We start from the raw sequence: 16,841 nt of genomic DNA on the forward strand, positions 1-16,841 counted from the left end.
ATCGCCCTGTTGATCGGCAGCCTCGGCGCAACAGTCGTCGCCGGGCACCAGATCGCGCTCAACTTCAGCTCGCTGGTGTTCATGATCCCCTACTCCCTTGGCATGGCTGTCACCGTGCGCGTCGGCCCGAACAGGTCAAGGCATTGCAGGCGCAGGGTTATTCGACGCTGCAGTTGGACAAGCCCGAAATGTTGGGCGAGCAAGTGAATGCCGTGTATGCCGGTGGTGCGGACGTGATCTTCGACACCACAGGCTTCTGGCTACCGGCTTCGGTGACAGCATTGGCGACCTTCGGACGAATCGCAATCATCGCTGCGCCGGTGGATGGGCTGGTCCAGTTGCCAGCGTTGGGCTTGTACCGCAAAGGTGGCTCGGTGGTAGGCATCAACTCCCTGCTTTACGGCGTCCAGGCCTGCGCCGCCATGCTTGACCAGTTCGGCCAGTTCTTCGATCAGGATTTGCTGCCGTTGCCGCAAGGGTTGTTCGAATCGCCGTTGTCGGAAGGTGTGGAGCGGTATGCGGAAGTGGATCGTGGAAGTGCGGACAAAGTGATTTTTGTGCCGTGAGCTAGAAAATCATCTGCAGGAAAGAAGCTCGCTCGCGATGGCTTTTGATCTGCTTTTGATCTGCTTTGGATCTGCTTTGGATCTTCTTGCCCCCTCGGAAGGCCGAGCGCAGGTTCTGCGCAGTGGGCAACCCGGCATGGATGCCGGGTTAGCCGCGCACGGCCATGGATGGCCGATCGCGGCGGGCCCACGGAGCAGGACCGGAGCGAGGGAATGCCGAGCCCAGGCGAGGCACCGTACGAAAGGGGCAAGAGCGTTTGGTTACTTGGCGCTCTTCCAAGTGACTCGCTGTAAAAGCGAAACCAATAGCAGCCGTGACCGCAGAAATGGATATGTACTCCATCAAAACCTCATAGCCTGTCAGGCCGCCATCGCCGGCAAGCCAGCTCCCACAGTTTGATCCGGGGGCGACAGGGAAAGATGCGTCGGCTGTCAGGGCGCCATCGCGAGCAAGCTCAGCTCCTACAGGTTGATCTGGGGGCATCCGGGAGGAAGTTGTCGGCTGGCAGGGCGCCATCGCGAGCAAGCTCAGCTCCTACAGGTTGATCTGGGGGCATCTGGGAGGAAGTTGTTGGCTGCCAGGGCGCCATCGCGAGCAAGCTCAGCTCCTACAGGTTGATCTGGGGGCATCTGGGAGGAAGTTGTTGGCTGCCAGGCCGTCATCGCGAGCAAGCTCAGCTCCTACAGGTTGATCTGGGGGCATCTGGGAGAAAGTTGTTGGCTGGCAGGGCGCCATCGCGAGCAAGCTCAGCTCCTACAGTTGATCTGGGGCCTCCGGGAGAAAGGTGTCGGCGGGCAAGCCGCCGTCGCGAGCAAGCTCAACTCCCGCAGTCAGAACTGATACCCAACCCCCGCGTAATACCCCCACCCATCCGAACGGGCACGGAAGTCGCCGTCGCCGAAATTCAACTCACTGCCATCCTCCCAGTTACCCCCGTTGTGAAAATACCGACCCACCAACGTAAAACGCAGATGCGTAAAGGCGTACAGCAACACATTGGTCGCCACCGTCGCGTTAGCCGTTCGCGCCGGGTTGTCCTTGTGCAGGTCCGAACCAAAGTCGAAATTGGTGAAGCCGATATACGTCAGCGACGCGCCATTGCTGAAGCTGCTGATCGGAACGATGTACTTGAGTTGGGCACGATAGCCGTCCCAGGAGTACTCGTTGCTGGCGCCGTAGTTTTCCCACTGATAACGACCGTAGAAGTTGGCCGACAGATTGACCCGCGAGTGCGTGTCGATGTCCGTGCCCAACCCGCTGTACAGCGTATTCGCGCGGTTGGCGCTATTGCTGCCGTGATCGTAGATCCAGTCAAACGCCACATACCATTCCTTGAACGGACCGATGGCCAGGCTGCGGCCCGCCAGGTAGTCGATCGAGATCCGCGGTTCGTGCTCCATAAACACCGGCGAGCCATGGTCCCAGACGCCTTTGTCGTGGCTGTTGCCGATGTTGAAAATCTTCGGGATGTCGATGTAACCGTACAACTCGAACGGCCCCTTGCGCCCGAAATACTCGTATTCCAGATAGATATCATCCGCCGGTTGCGGGCCGAAGCTGATGTCTTTGCTGCCAATGACTGTCAGGTCCTGGTTGAACCAGTCCGAGAGGTACGCGCCTTTTTTCGGCGGGCCGGCTTCGGGGCTGAGGGCTTCGCCCTGGGCGGATTCTTCGGGCGTGGCGGGTTGCGCCAAGGTGTTGCAGCTGAGTAGTCCTGTAACGCTGGCGAGCAGCAGGGAAACAGCCAATGTGCGCGAACGTGTCACGCGACGGGAAGTGCAAAGCATTAAAAGTCCCTTTTCGTTTGGAGCGGGGCCCGTTTCTTCGGGCTTGAGCCGTTATGTATCGAAAGCGCGCCTATCAGCGCTTCGCAAACGTTTGCATAAGCCATACCAATTGTTTCAAGAAGATCAAATTCATGCCGATTACTCGCCCCTTGTAGCTGCCGCGGGCTGCGATCTTTTGATCTGACGGCCACGAATCAAACGGTATGTTGCTGTAGGATTATTGGCCTGACTTCACGAGGTACACCCCTATGAGCGAGCCGATTCGTCTAACCCAGTACAGCCACGGTGCAGGGTGTGGCTGCAAGATTTCCCCCCAGGTGCTGGAGGTGATTCTTGCCGGCAGCGGGGCGCAGAACCTAGATCCCAAGCTGTGGGTGGGCAATGCCTCGCGCGATGATGCGGCGGTATACGCCATCGATGAAGAACGCGGGGTGGTCTCGACCACGGATTTCTTCATGCCGATTGTCGATGATCCGTACGATTTCGGTCGTATCGCTGCCACCAATGCCATCAGCGATATCTATGCCATGGGCGGCGACCCGTTGATGGCGATCGCGATTCTCGGCTGGCCGGTCAACGTGCTGGCGCCGGAGATCGCCCGTGAAGTGATCCGTGGCGGGCGCTCGGTCTGCGACGAAGCGGGCATTCCACTGGCCGGCGGTCACTCCATTGATGCGCCCGAACCGATCTTCGGCCTGGCAGTCACCGGGCTCGTGGAAAAGCGCCACATGAAACGCAACGACACTGCCACCGCCGGGTGCCAGCTGTACCTCACCAAGCCGCTGGGCATTGGCATCCTCACCACCGCGGAGAAGAAGGGCAAGCTGCGCAACGCTGACATTGGGCTGGCCCGCGACTGGATGTGCACCCTGAACAAACCCGGCAGCCGCTTCGGCAAACTCGACGGCGTGACCGCAATGACGGACGTCACCGGCTTCGGCCTGTTGGGGCATCTGGTGGAGATGGCCGACGGCAGCCAACTCACCGCGCGCATTCAATATGACCGCGTACCACGACTGCCCGGAGTCGAGTATTACCTCGAACAGGGCTGCGTGCCGGGCGGCACACTGCGTAATTTCGACAGCTATGCGAGCAAGCTCGGTCGCCTTCAGGAGCTTCACAAGCTCGTTCTTTGCGACCCGCAAACCAGCGGTGGCCTGCTGGTCGCCGTCACCCCGCAAGGCAACGCCGGTTTCCTCGCGGTGGCCGCCGAACTGGGCCTGGACCTTGAGCCCATCGGTGAGCTGGTTGAGCGACAGACACACGCGGTAGAGGTGTTCTGATGTCGACCGACTTCACCGATTACCGCGACATCTTTCTCAACGACCGGCCAATGATGGACACCCGCGCGCCGGTCGAGTACGCCAAGGGTTCATTCCCCGACGTAATCAATCTGCCGCTGATGAACGACCACGAGCGCCAACGCATCGGCACTTGCTACAAGCAGCAGGGGCAGCAATCGGCGATCATCCTGGGGCATCAACTGGTGTCGGGTGACATCAAGGCCGAACGCATCCAGGCCTGGGCCGATTTCGCCCGGGCGCATCCTGATGGCTACCTTTACTGTTTTCGCGGCGGGCTGCGTTCGCAGATCGTCCAGCAATGGCTCAAGGACGAGGCGGGCATCGACTATCCGCGCGTCGGTGGCGGTTACAAGGCCATGCGTACCTTCTTGCTGGAGACGGTCGACCAGGCGATTGCCCAGTGTGATTTCGTCCTGCTGGGCGGCATGACCGGCACCGGCAAGACCGAGGTGTTGACGCAGTTGCGTAACGGGCTGGACCTTGAGGGCCACGCCAACCACCGCGGCTCCAGTTTCGGCAAACGTGCCACTGGCCAGCCGTCCAACATCGACTTCGAAAACCGCCTGGCGGTGGACGTGTTGAAAAAGCGCGCCGCCGGCATCGAGCAGTTCGTGCTGGAAGACGAGAGCCGCATGGTCGGCAGTTGTGCCTTGCCATTGCCGTTGTTCCAGGGCATGCAGCAGTTTTCGATGGTCTGGCTGGAAGACAGCCTGTCAGGGCGGGTCGAGCGAATCCTGCGCGATTACGTGGTGGATTTATGCGCCGAGTTCATCCGCGTGCATGGCGATGAAGGGTTTGCGCTGTTTTCCGAGCGGTTGCTGGAAAGCCTGAACAATGTGCAGAAACGCCTGGGCGGAGAACGCCATCGGCGGATGTTGATATTGATGGAAGCGGCATTGGCGGAGCAGGCGCGCAGTGGCGCGGTGGATCTGCACCGGGACTGGATTGAAGGGTTGTTGAGCGAGTATTACGACCCGATGTATGCGTTCCAGCGGGAGAAGAAGGGTGGGCGGATCGAGTTTGCGGGGGAGCAAGCGGCGGTTCTGGAGTATTTGAAAGCGCGGCAAAAACAACAGGATTGAGGGTGTTTTTTTTGCCGGCCTCATCGCGAGCAAGCTTTGCTCCCACAGAATTTGCGCCTGACCGTTACCGCGTGGACGGTGCCTGATCTGTAGAAGCAAAGCTTGCTCGCGATGGGGCCGTGTCAGGCGCTACCTGTTTTAAAGGACAGCCGCGCCGATCAACCCGGTGATCACTCCGATCCCCATGGTCATCAGCGCCACGCTCACCAGTACCCGTGCGTCGAAATCCTTACGCAGCATCAGCAGCGACGGCAGGCTGATGCTTGGCAAGGTCATCAACAAGGCGACCGCCGGAGCGGTGCCCATCCCCAGGGTCATCATGGTTTGCACGATCGGGATTTCCGCCGCCGTGGGGATCACGAACAGGGTGCCGATGATCGCCAGCGGTATCAGCCACAGCAAACCGTTGGCCATGGCGCCGTCAATGTGAGGGAACACCCAGACCCGCACGGCCCCCAGGACCAACACCGCCAGGATGTAGATCGGAATCGTGCTCCAGAACAACTGCCAGATGGTGCGGCCCCAGCGAACCAGGAACGGTTGCGAGTCCGGTTCACTGGCCGCCGACACCGCTTCGACAGCCGCTTCGGGCAGTACTTCCGGGCCGGAAATCCGCTGTGCAACCAGCGACACACCGAACACCAGCACGATACCCGCCACCAGTCTCAGCGCCGTGAATCCCCAGCCCAGCACGAATCCCATGAACACCAGCGTGGCCGGGTTCAGCACCGGGTTGCCGATCCAGAAGGCCAGCGCCGCGCCGACCGAGACATTCGACCGCCGCATGCTCGCCGCCACTGGAGCGGCGCAGCACGAGCACATCATCCCCGGCAACGCAAACAAGCCACCGCGCACGGTCGAGGCAAAACCGGCGCGGCCAAACAGGCGCAGCAGCCAGTCTCGCGGGATCAGCACCTGCAGGAGCGAGCCGAGGATGACGGCCAGCACGGCGGCTTTCCAGATCGCCAGGAAATACACCTTGGCATAGGTCAGCGCAGCGATGAGCGGGGAGGTTTGTGCGTCGTTGAGAATAGACGCGCCGATGCTGTGGTTGTCAGCGGCCAGGAAGGCTTTGGCGTAGTAGGGCGACCATTTGACGTAATAGAGACCGATGCAGGCGACGAGGACGAAGAGGGCGGGTTTCCACCAGAACGACCAGCCCCGAGTGGGGGCGGCAACAGAAGACAGTGACATGGTGAGGTTCCGGACGAGAGGACGATGGACGGATGATAGCCCAGACCTTGCCTTTCGCGGAGTGTGGCCAATGATGATCAGTCGGGTTCAGTGAGCTTCTGCGGCGAGCGAGCCTGCTCGCGCCGGGCCGCGCAGCGGCCCCAAATCCCCACGTTATGTCGGGCAGGTCTCGGCACCGTTATCCAGACCTTGCTTGTAACTGTGGCTCGCGACGCTCGCCTTGCCGTTGTGCCAGGTCAGCGTCAGGACGAACAGCGAATCGTAATCGCTGGACTCCCAGTCTTCTGTGATCGTCTGTTTCTTGCCAACGGCTTCGCCCGCGACCGTGTTGATCAGCTCCGGCAGGTAGCCGTGGGACCAGGCGGTATAGATGACCGAGTTGTGATACTTGTCGTGAAGCAGTTCATCGGCCAGGTCGCTGGTGTCATTGGCCGAAAAGTTGATGTTCACCGGCAACCCGAGCTTGATCGCGCTGGGGCTGATGGTCATCAGTGGACGAATATAACTGTAGGAGTTATCCAGCTCGCCTTCTTCGACATTGCGCGTCGGGTTGGCGGCAAACACGTAGTTGGCCTTGCCGAATTTTTCCGGCAGCAAGGTGGCCAGGTCGATGGCGCGGTTCAAGCCCTGGCAGTTCAGCTGGCCGAGACCGCCTTCAGGTTTTTCCGCGTGGCGCAGGAATACCAGGGTCTGGGTGCCGTCAGCCGGCTGGGCACGGCTCTCGCTGGATTCCAGCGACAGGAACACCGCGCTGGTGGCCAGCAATGCGGGCAGGAACAGGTAGGCGCGATGCTTGAAACGAGTGGCAAATTTCGAAAGGTTCTTCATCGAATAAAGGGTTCTTCAGCGCATTCGGTTAAGGCTGACAAACCTTTACACCGCGAGCGTCCAGCGTCGGGTGATTTCCATGTCGATAAGCCGGTCCGTTTCCGAAAGGGCAATCCTCAGAGTCCTCTGAGGCCCATTTGGTTCGATACCGGCCGGGGGCGCAGCAATGTATCGATAACCTTTCATGGGTTGCAGCGAAGGTTATCGACAGGATGTTGCGAAATTATGGCCACCCTACAGGTTATGGCGATGTCGAAAGCGTCAATTGTTCGATCTTGATAATCAGCGACATTGATAACGCCTTTGGATCCCGTGGATTATGATCGGCGTACATTTCCCGGTGGATACCCTCATGACCGATCTGTCCGCGTTCCCCATCACGCAAAAGTGGCCTGCCCAGTACCCGGAGTGGCTCCAGCTGTACTCCTTGCCGACCCCCAACGGCGTCAAGGTGTCGATCATGCTCGAAGAGATCGGGCTGCCCTATGAACCCCATCGTGTGGGTTTCGACACGAACGACCAGTTGTCCCCCGAGTTTTTGTCGCTGAACCCCAGCAACAAGATTCCGGCGATCCTTGATCCTCACGGTCCGGGGGATCAACCGTTGGCGCTGTTCGAGTCCGGGGCGATTCTGATCTACCTCGCTGACAAAAGCGGGCAGTTGCTGGCCCAGGAATCGGCCGCGCGTTACGAGACGATCCAATGGTTGATGTTTCAGATGGGCGGCATCGGTCCGATGTTTGGCCAGGTCGGCTTTTTCAATAAATTTGGCGGCAAGGACTACGAGGACAAACGTCCACTGGGACGCTACGTCGAAGAAAGCAAGCGCCTGCTGAACGTGCTCGATGGTCGGCTGGAAGGGCGGGACTGGATCATGGGCGAGCGCTACACCATCGCCGACATCGCCACGTTTCCCTGGATACGCAATCTGATCGGCTTCTATGAAGCGGGCGATCTGGTGGGCATCAACGACTTCAAGAACGTCACGCGAGTCCTGGAGCGTTTTCTGGCACGCCCGGCGGTGATGCGCGGGCTGGAAATTCCGAAGTCGGCGATTTAAGTCCATCCATCTCACACTCAGGGAAGACCCATGCATTCATTCGATTTCAAACAGGTAGACGTATTCAGCCGCGTCGCGCTCAAGGGCAATCCATTGGCCGTGGTGTTCGCGGCCGATGAACTCAGCGATGAGCGTATGGCGGCGTTTGCGACCTGGACCAACCTCAGTGAAACGACGTTCATCCTCGAACCACAAGACCCTCGGGCCGATTACCGGGTCAGGATTTTCACCACCGCAAAGGAGTTGCCGTTTGCCGGTCATCCGACCTTGGGGACGTGTCACGCCTGGCTCGAAGCGGGTGGCGTGCCCAAGGGAGAAGAGATTATTCAGGAGTGTGGCGTCGGGTTGGTGCGGGTCCGTCGCCAAGGCGCGGAGCTGGCTTTTCTTGCACCGCCCCTGCTCCGGACCGGGCCGGTGGAGGCCGACCTGGTGGAGCGGGTGCGACTGGGGCTGGGACTTGAGCAGGGCGCGATTGTTCGGGCCCAGTGGGTCGATAACGGGGCCGGCTGGCTGGCGGTGATGCTCGACAATCGCCAGCAGGTGCTGGACCTGAAGCCGGATCATGGGCAAATGCTTGGCCTGGCGGTCGGTGTGATTGCGCCCTGGAACCCTGAGCGGGATGGCGATGATGCGCACTTCGAGGTGCGGGCGTTCATCAGCGGCGACGGCATGCCCGAAGATCCAGCCACCGGCAGCCTGAACGCCGGTGTTGCCCAATGGTTGCTCAAGGAAGGGTTGGCGCCGTCGTCCTACGTGGTCAGCCAGGGGTTGACCATGGGCCGCGCCGGGCGAATCCAGGTCGAACAACTGGGCGACGAGATCTGGATCGGCGGCGCGGTGGTGACCTGCATCAGTGGCACCCTGAACCTGTGACGCTGACGGGCGCGGTTGAGTGAACACTGACCGCGCCTGCAATAGGGTGAAGCCGCTAATGACGGTGCAAATCGAACCTGCGCGCTTTGGTCGCGACCACTCGCTGCACCCCTTGCTCTGGTTGGGCAGGCCGCGATTATTGTCAGTCCGGCAACGGACTCTTCGTCATCCGGCGTTTGTGCAGGGCGCCGCAGAAGGCATAAGCTTTCGCCCCCTGCGACTTTCGTCTTGTTCATCGATTTTCAGGAACCCCCATGTCCAGCCAGTTCCCCGAAGCACGTCCACGCCGTCTGCGCCGCAATGCGAGCCTGCGCAGCCTGTTCCAGGAAACCGAATTCAGCTTGAGCGATCTGGTGCTGCCGATCTTCGTCGAAGAAGAAATTGACGACTTTGTGCCGATCAAGAGCATGCCCGGCGTGATGCGTATCCCCGAGTCGAAACTGGCTGGCGAGATCGAGCGTTACGCCCGTGCCGGTATCAAGTCGGTGATGACCTTCGGCGTGTCCCACCACCTGGACAGCACCGGCAGTGACACCTGGAGAGAGGATGGCCTGGTCTCGCGCATGTCGCGCATTGCCAAGGATGCTGTGCCGGACATGATCGTGATGTCGGACACCTGCTTCTGCGAATACACCGATCATGGCCACTGCGGTGTGATGCACCACCATGAAGTCGACAACGATCAGACCTTGATCAACCTGGGTCGCCAGGCCGTGGCAGCAGCCCACGCCGGAGCCGATGTCATTGCCCCGTCGGCGGCAATGGACGGCCAGGTCCGGGCGATTCGTCGGGCGCTGGATGAGGCTGGTTTCACCCAGATTCCTATCATGGCTTACTCGACCAAATTCGCTTCCGCGCTCTACGGTCCGTTCCGTGAAGCTGGCGGCAGCGCGCTCAAGGGCGACCGCAAAAGCTACCAGATGAACCCGATGAACCGCCGCGAAGCGGTACGTGAATCATTGATGGACGAGCAGGAAGGCGCCGACGCGCTGATGGTCAAACCGGCGGGCGCCTACCTGGACATCATCCGCGACATTCGTGAAGTGTCCCGTCTGCCGTTGGCGGCGTATCAGGTCAGCGGTGAATACGCGATGATCAAATTCGGCGCTCAGGCCGGTGCGATCGATGAGGATCGGGTAGTCCGCGAAAGCCTTGGGGCGATCAAACGCGCGGGCGCGGATCTGATCTTCACCTACTTTGCGATGGACCTGGCGCTGGCCGGGATCTAAAGCCACCGCATGACCCCTGTGGGAGCGGGCTTGCTCGCGATGGGGCCGTGTCAGTCGGCACCGATGCTGGATGTGCCAAAGCCATCGCGGGCAAGCCCAGCTCCCACATTTTGATCTTTGTCGGGCGCAAATTCCTTTGCATCACCCGTAACCTGTGGGAGCCGAGCTTGCTCGCGATGAGGCCAGGTCAGTCGGTACAGATGCTGGATGTACCGCAGCCATCGCGGGCAAGCCCGGCTCCCACATTTTGACCTTTGTCGGGCGCAAATTCCTGTGCATCACCCATAACCTGTGGGAGCCGAGCTTGCTCGCGATGGGGCCGTGTCAGGCGGCAGAGATGCTGGATGTGCCGCCGCCATCGCGAGCAAGCTCGGCTCCCACAATAACTCTTCGTCTGGCACAGAATGGGTGATTTCCACCGACCATCGCGGGCAAGTTATCCCACTTTTTTGGCTTGCATCGAATCAGGCAACACCAAAGAAAGGCCGGATCCCGTGTTCCTGGAAGTACCGTTCGATCACTTTCGGATCGGAGCACGTTTCGGCAATCGCCACGTAGGTGTCCGGCCGTAACAGGTAAAACCCGTTACGCCCCAGGCCCGCGGTTTCGAACGCCGGGCGCCAGTCAAATACCTGCAGCGGCAGATGGTGTTCCGTGCACCAGGCGATCATTTCGTCGCTGGTGTCGCCATACACATGCACCTGCCAGACCGGTTGCTTGAGCGATTCGAAGTTGTCGCCTTCGCCATCGTGAGCCCAGGGCAATCGATCCCCACCATGCACGTGCCCGGCAACGCCGGTGCTGAGTGGCATCCCGCGATAATTGACGGTGATCTGCGAGACCGTGCGAAACAAAAACTCGCGGGAGGTCTCGAACGAGGCCATTTTCGGGATCACGAACGGGGCCAGACGCGTACGCAACAGGTCGGCCAAGGGGCCTTGGGCGGTGGCGAAGCTGAACACCCGGTCCGTGGTGGCCACCAGTTTGCGGGCAAACGCGATACGTTCGGGTTCGTAGCTGTCGAGCAGCCGGGCCTCGGCGGCGCCGCTCAAGACTGCAGCGAGTTTCCAGGCCAGGTTGATGGCGTCGCCGATCCCGGTGTTCATGCCCTGACCGCCTGCGGGGCTGTGGACATGGGCCGCGTCCCCCAGCAGGAACGCACGCCCGGTGCGGAAGTGGTCCGCCACGCGGTGATGCACGCGGTAGGTGGAAAACCAGTTCACCTGATCGATTTGCACCTTCATATTATTGATCGCGTGACTGCTGACGTCCTCGAACCGCAGGTTCTCCGGATGCTCGGCACGCTCATCTCGAACCGTGCCGATCAACCGGGCGCGGCCTTCTGCCGCCATGGGAAACACGGAGAGGAAGTCCGCTTCATCCAGGTCCACGTGCAGCTCGCCGTTGATGGCCTCGCCACTGGCCTGCACATCCGCGACGTAGAAAATCTGCTGGTAGGTCCCCCCTGGAAAACCGGTGTCCAGGGTCTTGCGCACGATCGATTTGGCCCCGTCGCAACCGGCCAGGTAACAGGCCTGACAGGTTTCCTGCTGGCCATCGGGCCGGCGCAACCTGGCGCTGATGCCGTCACCGGTTTCCTCGAAGCTTTCCAGTTCGGTATCGCGCTCGACTTCAATACCGAACGTTTGCAGGCGGTCGATAAGCAGGCGCTCGTGTTGATCCTGAGGAAATATTTTCAGGAACGAGTAGGGCGTCAGGCCTTCGCCAATACGGGTCAGGGGCAGGCGCGCGACCGGTCCGCCCTTGACCCAGAAATTAGCCGCCGCGACACGATGGCCGTTCTGCACCACGGCGTCGGCGAGATCGAGTTGGCGGTACAGCTCCAGCGTACGAGCCTGCACCGCCAGCGCTCGGGAAGTCGTGCCGGGTGCCGACGTTCTGTCGATGATCCGCACGCGCACGCCCAGTTTGCTCAACCACAGCGCCAGGACCAAACCGGTCGGTCCAGCGCCGACGATCAGCACGTCGCTTCGGTTCATGAGCCCGCCCTCTTTAGAGTGTGAGCTCTAGTATGGTCCAGTTCGAGGGTGAGTCCAGACGCGCCGCCAGACGGAAAAAGGCCCCGCAACGGTGACGCTGCGGGGCCTTTTTTTGAGGCGTCGGGGGATCAGAAGTCGATGGTGCCCGACAACTTCGCGACCCGTGGCTCGCCCTGGGTCAGGTAGCCGCCCTGGGCCGATTCCCAGTATTTCTCGTTTGCCAGGTTTTCGATTCCGAAACGCAGGGTCACGTCTTTCTGCTCCACTTTGAAGCCATACCGCGCACCGGCATCGAAGCGGTTCCAGGTCGGCAGGCTGAGGTTGTTCGCCGCATCGGCATATTGGCCGCCAGTGCGCAACATCCGCGCATTCAGCGCTACACCTTGCAGGCCCGGCACGTCCCAATCCACACCGGCATTGAACTGAAAGTTCGGCACGCCGATAGCGCGATTACCATCGTTTGCGCCGTTCTGGGTGTCTTTCAGTTCGGTGTCCATCAAGGTCAGCCCGCTGATCAGGCGCAGGCCTTCGATAGGCTCGCCGAAGACGTTCAGCTCGACGCCTTTGTTGATCTGTTTGCCTTCACGAATAAATTCCGCCGTGGTCGCGCTGGTCGCAACGGAATAACCGTCTCCCGGTTGTTCGATGCGGTACACACCGAGGCTGGCGCCGTAGGTGCCCATGTCGACTTTGACCCCGGCTTCGATCTGTTTCGAGCGAGCCGGCGCGAACGCCTGATTGCCATTGGTGACGATCAGGTTGCCGGAGGTAACGGGAGAGGTCGGACCTTCGGCCAGGCCTTCGATTCGGTTGGCGTAGAAGGACACGTGTTCCCACGGTTTGAACACGATGCCGTAGACCGGCGTGGTGATCGACTCGTCGTACTTGGAGGTTCGCGTGCCGCTGCCGTAGGCGAAGCCCTGGACCACCAACTGCTGACGACGCACGCCGACGGTCACCAGCAGGCGATCATCGAAGAAGCCCAGGGTGTCGGAGGCGGCGCCGCTGCGCACGAAGGTTTTGCCGGTGATGCCCGGATCGTTGAGGTCGCCAGCGGAAAAATTGCCAACCGGCGACGGCGTTTCGACCGGGTGATAGATGTTGTTGGGGTTTCGGCGCAGGTCGAAATCATAGGCACTGCGCTGCTCGGTCCAGATGCCAGCGAGGCCGAAGTTGAGCTTGTGGCTGACCGGGCCCGTGTCAAATCGGCCATTAAGGCCGCCCATGACGCTTTTGTTGTCCTCGTCGTGCGGGATGAACGAGCCGGTGGTAAAGGAGCTGCCGTCGTTGCCGACCAGGGTGGTGGAGTTGTAGCGTCCGACTTCGCGGGTGTGCTTGGCACCGCCAGCGGCATAGGCGGTCCAGTTGTCGTTCAGGTCGTATTCGGCGCGCAGCATGCCGAAGGTGTCTTCGATTTCGGTGAAACCCCACTTCTGCGCGTAGTTGGTGTCGGCAGAAGGCGCGTCCGGAATGTGTGTGGTGTTGCCGAGGTTCACCGAGTTGCGGCCACCATTGACCCTTTGTTTCTGGTAGGCGAAGTCGCCAGAAACACGCAGGGCGTCACCGCGGTAGTCCAGGCCGATGGCGAACAGCTTGGCGCGCTGGTTTTCGTGATCGATGCCGGTGTCACCTTCGCGCTGAGCCAGGTTGACCCGTGCGCCGAAACGGTTGTCCTCGCCGAACCGTTGGCCGAGGTCCAGATGCTGGCCGATCCGGCCTTCGTCATTGATGTCGGTGGTGAATCGACGCAACGGCACATCGCTGGCGCGTTTGGGTTGCAAGTTGACACCCCCGCCAATGCCCGAACCCGTCGGCGTCACGCCGTTGATGAACGCGTTCGGGCCTTTGAAGACCTCCACACGTTCCAGTGCATCGGTGGAGATGATCTGCCGGGGCAGCACGCCGTACAGGCCGTTGTAGGAAATGTCGTCACCGGTAAGTGGTAAGCCACGGATCATGAAAATCTGCGACTGGTTGGCAAATCCGCTGGCCTGACGCACTGAGGCGTCGTTCAACAGCACGTCGGCCACGTCTTCGGCCTGCTGATCCTGGATCAGTTGTTCGGTGTACGACGACACACTGAACGGTACGTCCATGATGTCCTGATTACCCAACACACCGAGTTGTCCACCACGCGCCACCTGACCACCGGCAAATACCGGGGGCAGGGCGGAAGGCGACGGGGCTTGAGCGTTGACGTTGACGTCGTCCAGTACCAACGCCTTGCCGTTGTTTTCGGCGGGTTCAGCGGCGTAGGCGGTGATGGAAAGGGAGCAAAACAGAGCAATAAGCGTCGGTCGCAAAGGCGCGCCGAGTCGGGTTGGAGAGGTCATGTTTCGTTCCAGGCGGTGCGTCGCCGATGAGGTAAAAATTGACGGCGCGGGAACTCCTTGCGCAAATGCGACTCCAGGCGCGAATGATAGATTTTCTCAGTAACGTCTTGCAATGGGTTTGTTATTACGGTGTGTAGATAATCTTCTGCGGGGTTGTGAGCTTTCTGTAGCGATGGAGCCCGTGAGGATGTAACGCATCTGTGTAGCAGGCTCGACGGCTGCTACAGGGAACAGTGGAGGGTGGTGAGGGTCATAGCTTGCGCCATGCCATTGGTCGTATGGTTAACCCGTCTCTAAGGATTTGATGGAGCTCCATGCAAGCCAATCGATTGATCACGAGCGTCGCGGCGCTGCTGGTACTGGCCGGATGCGGCACCCAGCGCACCCAGGAACCGCCTGCGCGGACCCCCAATGAGGTCAAGGCGGAACTGATGCGCTTGCTGCCGGCCAGGACGGTCGACCGCCAGGGCTGGGCCACGGATATTTATGCGGCATTTGCAGCCCAGGCCATCCCTGCGACCACGCAAAACCTATGTTCGGTGCTCGCCGTCACCGAGCAGGAATCTACCTTCCAGGTCGACCCACCGGTCCCCGGCTTGGGCAAGATTGCCCGTGACGAGATCGACCGCCGTGCGGCCAAAGCCCATATTCCCGGCCTTTTGATCAGCGGCGCGCTGCAGGTGCGCTCACCCAACGGCAAAAGCTACAGCGACCGTCTCAATGCTGCGCGCAGCGAGAAGGAGCTCGGTGCGATTTTCGATGATTTCATCGGCATGGTGCCTATGGGGCGGACGCTGTTCGGTGGTTTCAACCCGGTGCACACCGGTGGACCGATGCAAGTCAGCATCGAATTCGCCGAGCAGCAGGCGCGCAATTATCCGTACCCGGTGGAGGGCTCGATTCGGCGTGAAGTGTTCAGCCGACGTGGGGGAATGTATTTCGGGATTGCCCACCTGCTCGGCTATCCGGTGAGCTATCAGCAGCCGCTGTATCGTTTTGCCGACTTCAATGCCGGTTGGTACGCCAGCCGCAATGCGGCGTTCCAGAACGCGGTGAGCCGTGCTTCGGGTATTCCCCTGGCGCTGGATGGGGATCTGGTCCGCTATGACTCGATCATGCCTGGCACCACTGAATTGGCGGTGCGCACCCTCGGGAAGCGACTGGATATGCGCAACCCGACGATCAGGGATCAATTGGAAAAGGGAAAGAGCCTCGAATTCGAGGAAACAACACTCTATGAGCGGGTATTCGAGTTGGCCGAGCAAGCCGAAGGCCGGTCGCTGCCCCGTGCGGTGTTGCCGGGGATCGTGCTGCAGAGTCCGAAGATCACCCGCAAACTCACCACGGCGTGGTTCGCCAAGCGAGTCGATGAGCGTTATCAGCGGTGCATGGCGCGGGCGCGTTGAAGATCAAAAGATCTTTGATGCACACAAACTACCGACATAAAAAAACCCGGCGGTTGAGGCCGGGTTCTTCGTCGAAGAGTGCTGTGTATTGCTTCGATCATACGGTGCGATTCTGGATCAGACGATCGGAACCACCTTCGGCAACGCGACGTTCCAGTAAACGATCTGAACCACCTTCGGCGACGCGGCGTTCGATCAGACGATCGGAACCACCTTCGGCAACGCGGCGTTCCAGCAAACGATCGGAACCACCTTCGGCCACACGGCGTTCCAGCAAACGGTCGGAGCCACCTTCGGCTACGCGGCGATCGATCAGGCGGTCGGCACCACCTTCAGCGACGCGGCGATCGATCAGGCGATCGGAACCACCTTCAGCCACACGACTTTCAATCAGACGATCCGAGCCGCCTTCAGCGACAGTCTGGTGAGCAGAAGTAGCGGCGAAAGCGTTAACTGCGAAAACCGAGAAAGCGATGCTGAGGAAGAGTTGGCGTTTCATGAGAGTGTGCTCCGGGGTGTTATTGGTTGGTATGGAGCTGATGTTACGCCGTGGATTTTTTATGAGAACTTCATTGCCATGATGGTGGATATCAATGGCAATGATAGGTCGCGCGCCGTACCTCATTCGGTCGTGATGATTCGATCGCGGTCAGATCACCTTCACTGCTCGCCCGATGAATTGGATCGGCCCGGTGGGTTTGCCGATCGGCGAGCCAGTGGGGTTTTCCAGTGTCAGTTCGAACAGCTGGTCGGGAACCAGCGGCGGCAGTTTGTCCAGCGGCACCGACAACGTCTGCCCCGGCTTGACCAGCCCCAGCGACACCGGCCCTTGCCAGCCCTCGGCCTTGGTCCAGAACTCCAGCGCCTTGTCGGCCGGAACTTCCACTACGCCCAGCGGGATCAGCTGGATTTCCCTCGGGTTGCTGGCCTGGATCACCCAGCCAGGTGCCTTGTCCTGAGGGCCCACCAGCACCACCAGATACGTCGGTTTGACGGTGGTCTGCGTCAGCAGCAACGCCCCGAGCAGTAACGTGGCCGTCAGCCCGGCGCCGGCCAGTGCGCGCCACAAGGGCAGCAGGTTCCACCAGGAGGGGGATTGCGCCACTGGCAGCGGAGGGCGCTTTCAAGGGAATGGATGGCGCGGTGCACGCTGACGTTACTGGTCTGCAACTCGGCAG

At 60.5% G+C, this 16,841-nt stretch carries 13 protein-coding genes and 3 pseudogenes; 8 read left to right on the forward strand and 8 right to left on the reverse strand.

Annotation, left to right across the window (positions count from 1 at the left end; genetic code table 11):
• Positions 1-9 precede the first annotated feature (9 nt).
• Together GBC55_RS28050 and GBC55_RS29850 are read left to right on the forward strand one after the other, a co-directional pair.
• Entirely contained in the window at positions 10-207 is a 198-nt protein-coding gene (locus GBC55_RS28050; protein ID WP_281508190.1) for an MATE family efflux transporter, read from the forward strand.
• Positions 117-566 (forward strand): annotated as a pseudogene (locus GBC55_RS29850) (zinc-binding alcohol dehydrogenase family protein); the annotation flags it as partial. The gene GBC55_RS28050 and the pseudogene GBC55_RS29850, both read left to right, overlap by 91 nt.
• 831 nt (positions 567-1,397) lie before the next feature.
• Here GBC55_RS29850 and GBC55_RS28060 read toward each other — a convergent pair.
• Entirely contained in the window at positions 1,398-2,354 is a 957-nt protein-coding gene (locus GBC55_RS28060) for a nucleoside-specific channel-forming protein Tsx (protein WP_162440841.1), read from the reverse strand.
• A 248-nt stretch (positions 2,355-2,602) separates the two neighbouring features.
• On the opposite strand from GBC55_RS28060, the gene selD reads away from it, so the two are divergent.
• Complete coding sequence (selD, locus tag GBC55_RS28065) at positions 2,603-3,637, forward strand: selenide, water dikinase SelD (RefSeq protein ID WP_162440842.1); 1,035 nt, start codon at positions 2,603-2,605, stop codon at positions 3,635-3,637.
• On the forward strand, positions 3,637-4,740 hold the full coding sequence (mnmH, locus tag GBC55_RS28070) for a tRNA 2-selenouridine(34) synthase MnmH (protein WP_162440843.1): 1,104 nt from the start codon (positions 3,637-3,639) through the stop codon (positions 4,738-4,740). Before selD ends, mnmH begins: the two co-directional genes overlap by 1 nt.
• A 138-nt stretch (positions 4,741-4,878) precedes the next feature.
• Here mnmH and GBC55_RS28075 read toward each other — a convergent pair whose 3' ends face one another.
• Together GBC55_RS28075 and GBC55_RS28080 are read right to left on the reverse strand one after the other, a co-directional pair.
• On the reverse strand, positions 4,879-5,934 hold the full coding sequence (locus tag GBC55_RS28075; RefSeq protein ID WP_162440844.1) for a permease: 1,056 nt from the start codon (positions 5,932-5,934) through the stop codon (positions 4,879-4,881).
• A gap of 153 nt (positions 5,935-6,087) precedes the next feature.
• Positions 6,088-6,762, reverse strand: a complete 675-nt coding sequence (locus GBC55_RS28080; protein WP_162440845.1) for a histidine phosphatase family protein — start codon at positions 6,760-6,762, stop codon at positions 6,088-6,090.
• A 352-nt stretch (positions 6,763-7,114) separates the two neighbouring features.
• Here GBC55_RS28080 and GBC55_RS28085 point away from each other — a divergent pair, with 352 nt between their 5' ends.
• The 3 genes from GBC55_RS28085 (at position 7,115) to hemB (ending at position 9,924) form a co-directional block, all read left to right on the forward strand.
• Positions 7,115-7,822, forward strand: a complete 708-nt coding sequence (locus GBC55_RS28085) for a glutathione binding-like protein (protein WP_162440846.1) — start codon at positions 7,115-7,117, stop codon at positions 7,820-7,822.
• 30 nt (positions 7,823-7,852) lie between these two features.
• Complete coding sequence (locus GBC55_RS28090; RefSeq protein ID WP_162440847.1) at positions 7,853-8,695, forward strand: PhzF family phenazine biosynthesis protein; 843 nt, start codon at positions 7,853-7,855, stop codon at positions 8,693-8,695.
• 254 nt (positions 8,696-8,949) lie between these two features.
• Positions 8,950-9,924 (forward strand): porphobilinogen synthase, encoded by a 975-nt coding sequence (gene hemB, locus GBC55_RS28095; RefSeq protein ID WP_162440848.1) that lies wholly within the window; start codon positions 8,950-8,952, stop codon positions 9,922-9,924.
• A gap of 464 nt (positions 9,925-10,388) precedes the next feature.
• Here hemB and GBC55_RS28100 read toward each other — a convergent pair whose 3' ends face one another.
• Both GBC55_RS28100 and GBC55_RS28105 read right to left on the reverse strand, forming a co-directional pair.
• Entirely contained in the window at positions 10,389-11,924 is a 1,536-nt protein-coding gene (locus tag GBC55_RS28100; RefSeq protein WP_162440849.1) for an FAD-dependent oxidoreductase, read from the reverse strand.
• A gap of 128 nt (positions 11,925-12,052) precedes the next feature.
• On the reverse strand, positions 12,053-14,257 hold the full coding sequence (locus tag GBC55_RS28105) for a TonB-dependent siderophore receptor (protein WP_162440850.1): 2,205 nt from the start codon (positions 14,255-14,257) through the stop codon (positions 12,053-12,055).
• Between the two features lie 314 nt (positions 14,258-14,571).
• On the opposite strand from GBC55_RS28105, the gene GBC55_RS28110 reads away from it, so the two are divergent.
• Positions 14,572-15,663 carry a DUF1615 domain-containing protein gene (locus GBC55_RS28110; RefSeq protein ID WP_162440851.1) on the forward strand — a complete coding sequence of 364 codons (1,092 nt, stop codon included), beginning with the start codon at positions 14,572-14,574 and terminating at the stop codon, positions 15,661-15,663.
• Positions 15,664-15,760: 97 nt separating this feature from the next.
• On the opposite strand, the gene GBC55_RS28115 is transcribed toward GBC55_RS28110, so the two are convergent.
• From GBC55_RS28115 to GBC55_RS28125, 3 genes and pseudogenes are all read right to left on the reverse strand, one after another.
• Positions 15,761-16,162 (reverse strand): hypothetical protein, encoded by a 402-nt coding sequence (locus GBC55_RS28115; protein ID WP_162440852.1) that lies wholly within the window; start codon positions 16,160-16,162, stop codon positions 15,761-15,763.
• Positions 16,163-16,312: 150 nt separating this feature from the next.
• Positions 16,313-16,753, reverse strand: a pseudogene (locus GBC55_RS28120) (anti-sigma factor); the annotation flags it as partial.
• A 20-nt stretch (positions 16,754-16,773) separates the two neighbouring features.
• A pseudogene (locus GBC55_RS28125) lies at positions 16,774-16,841 on the reverse strand (hypothetical protein); the annotation flags it as partial.

The organism is Pseudomonas sp. TNT3, assembly GCF_010095445.2.
Classification (GTDB): domain Bacteria; phylum Pseudomonadota; class Gammaproteobacteria; order Pseudomonadales; family Pseudomonadaceae; genus Aquipseudomonas.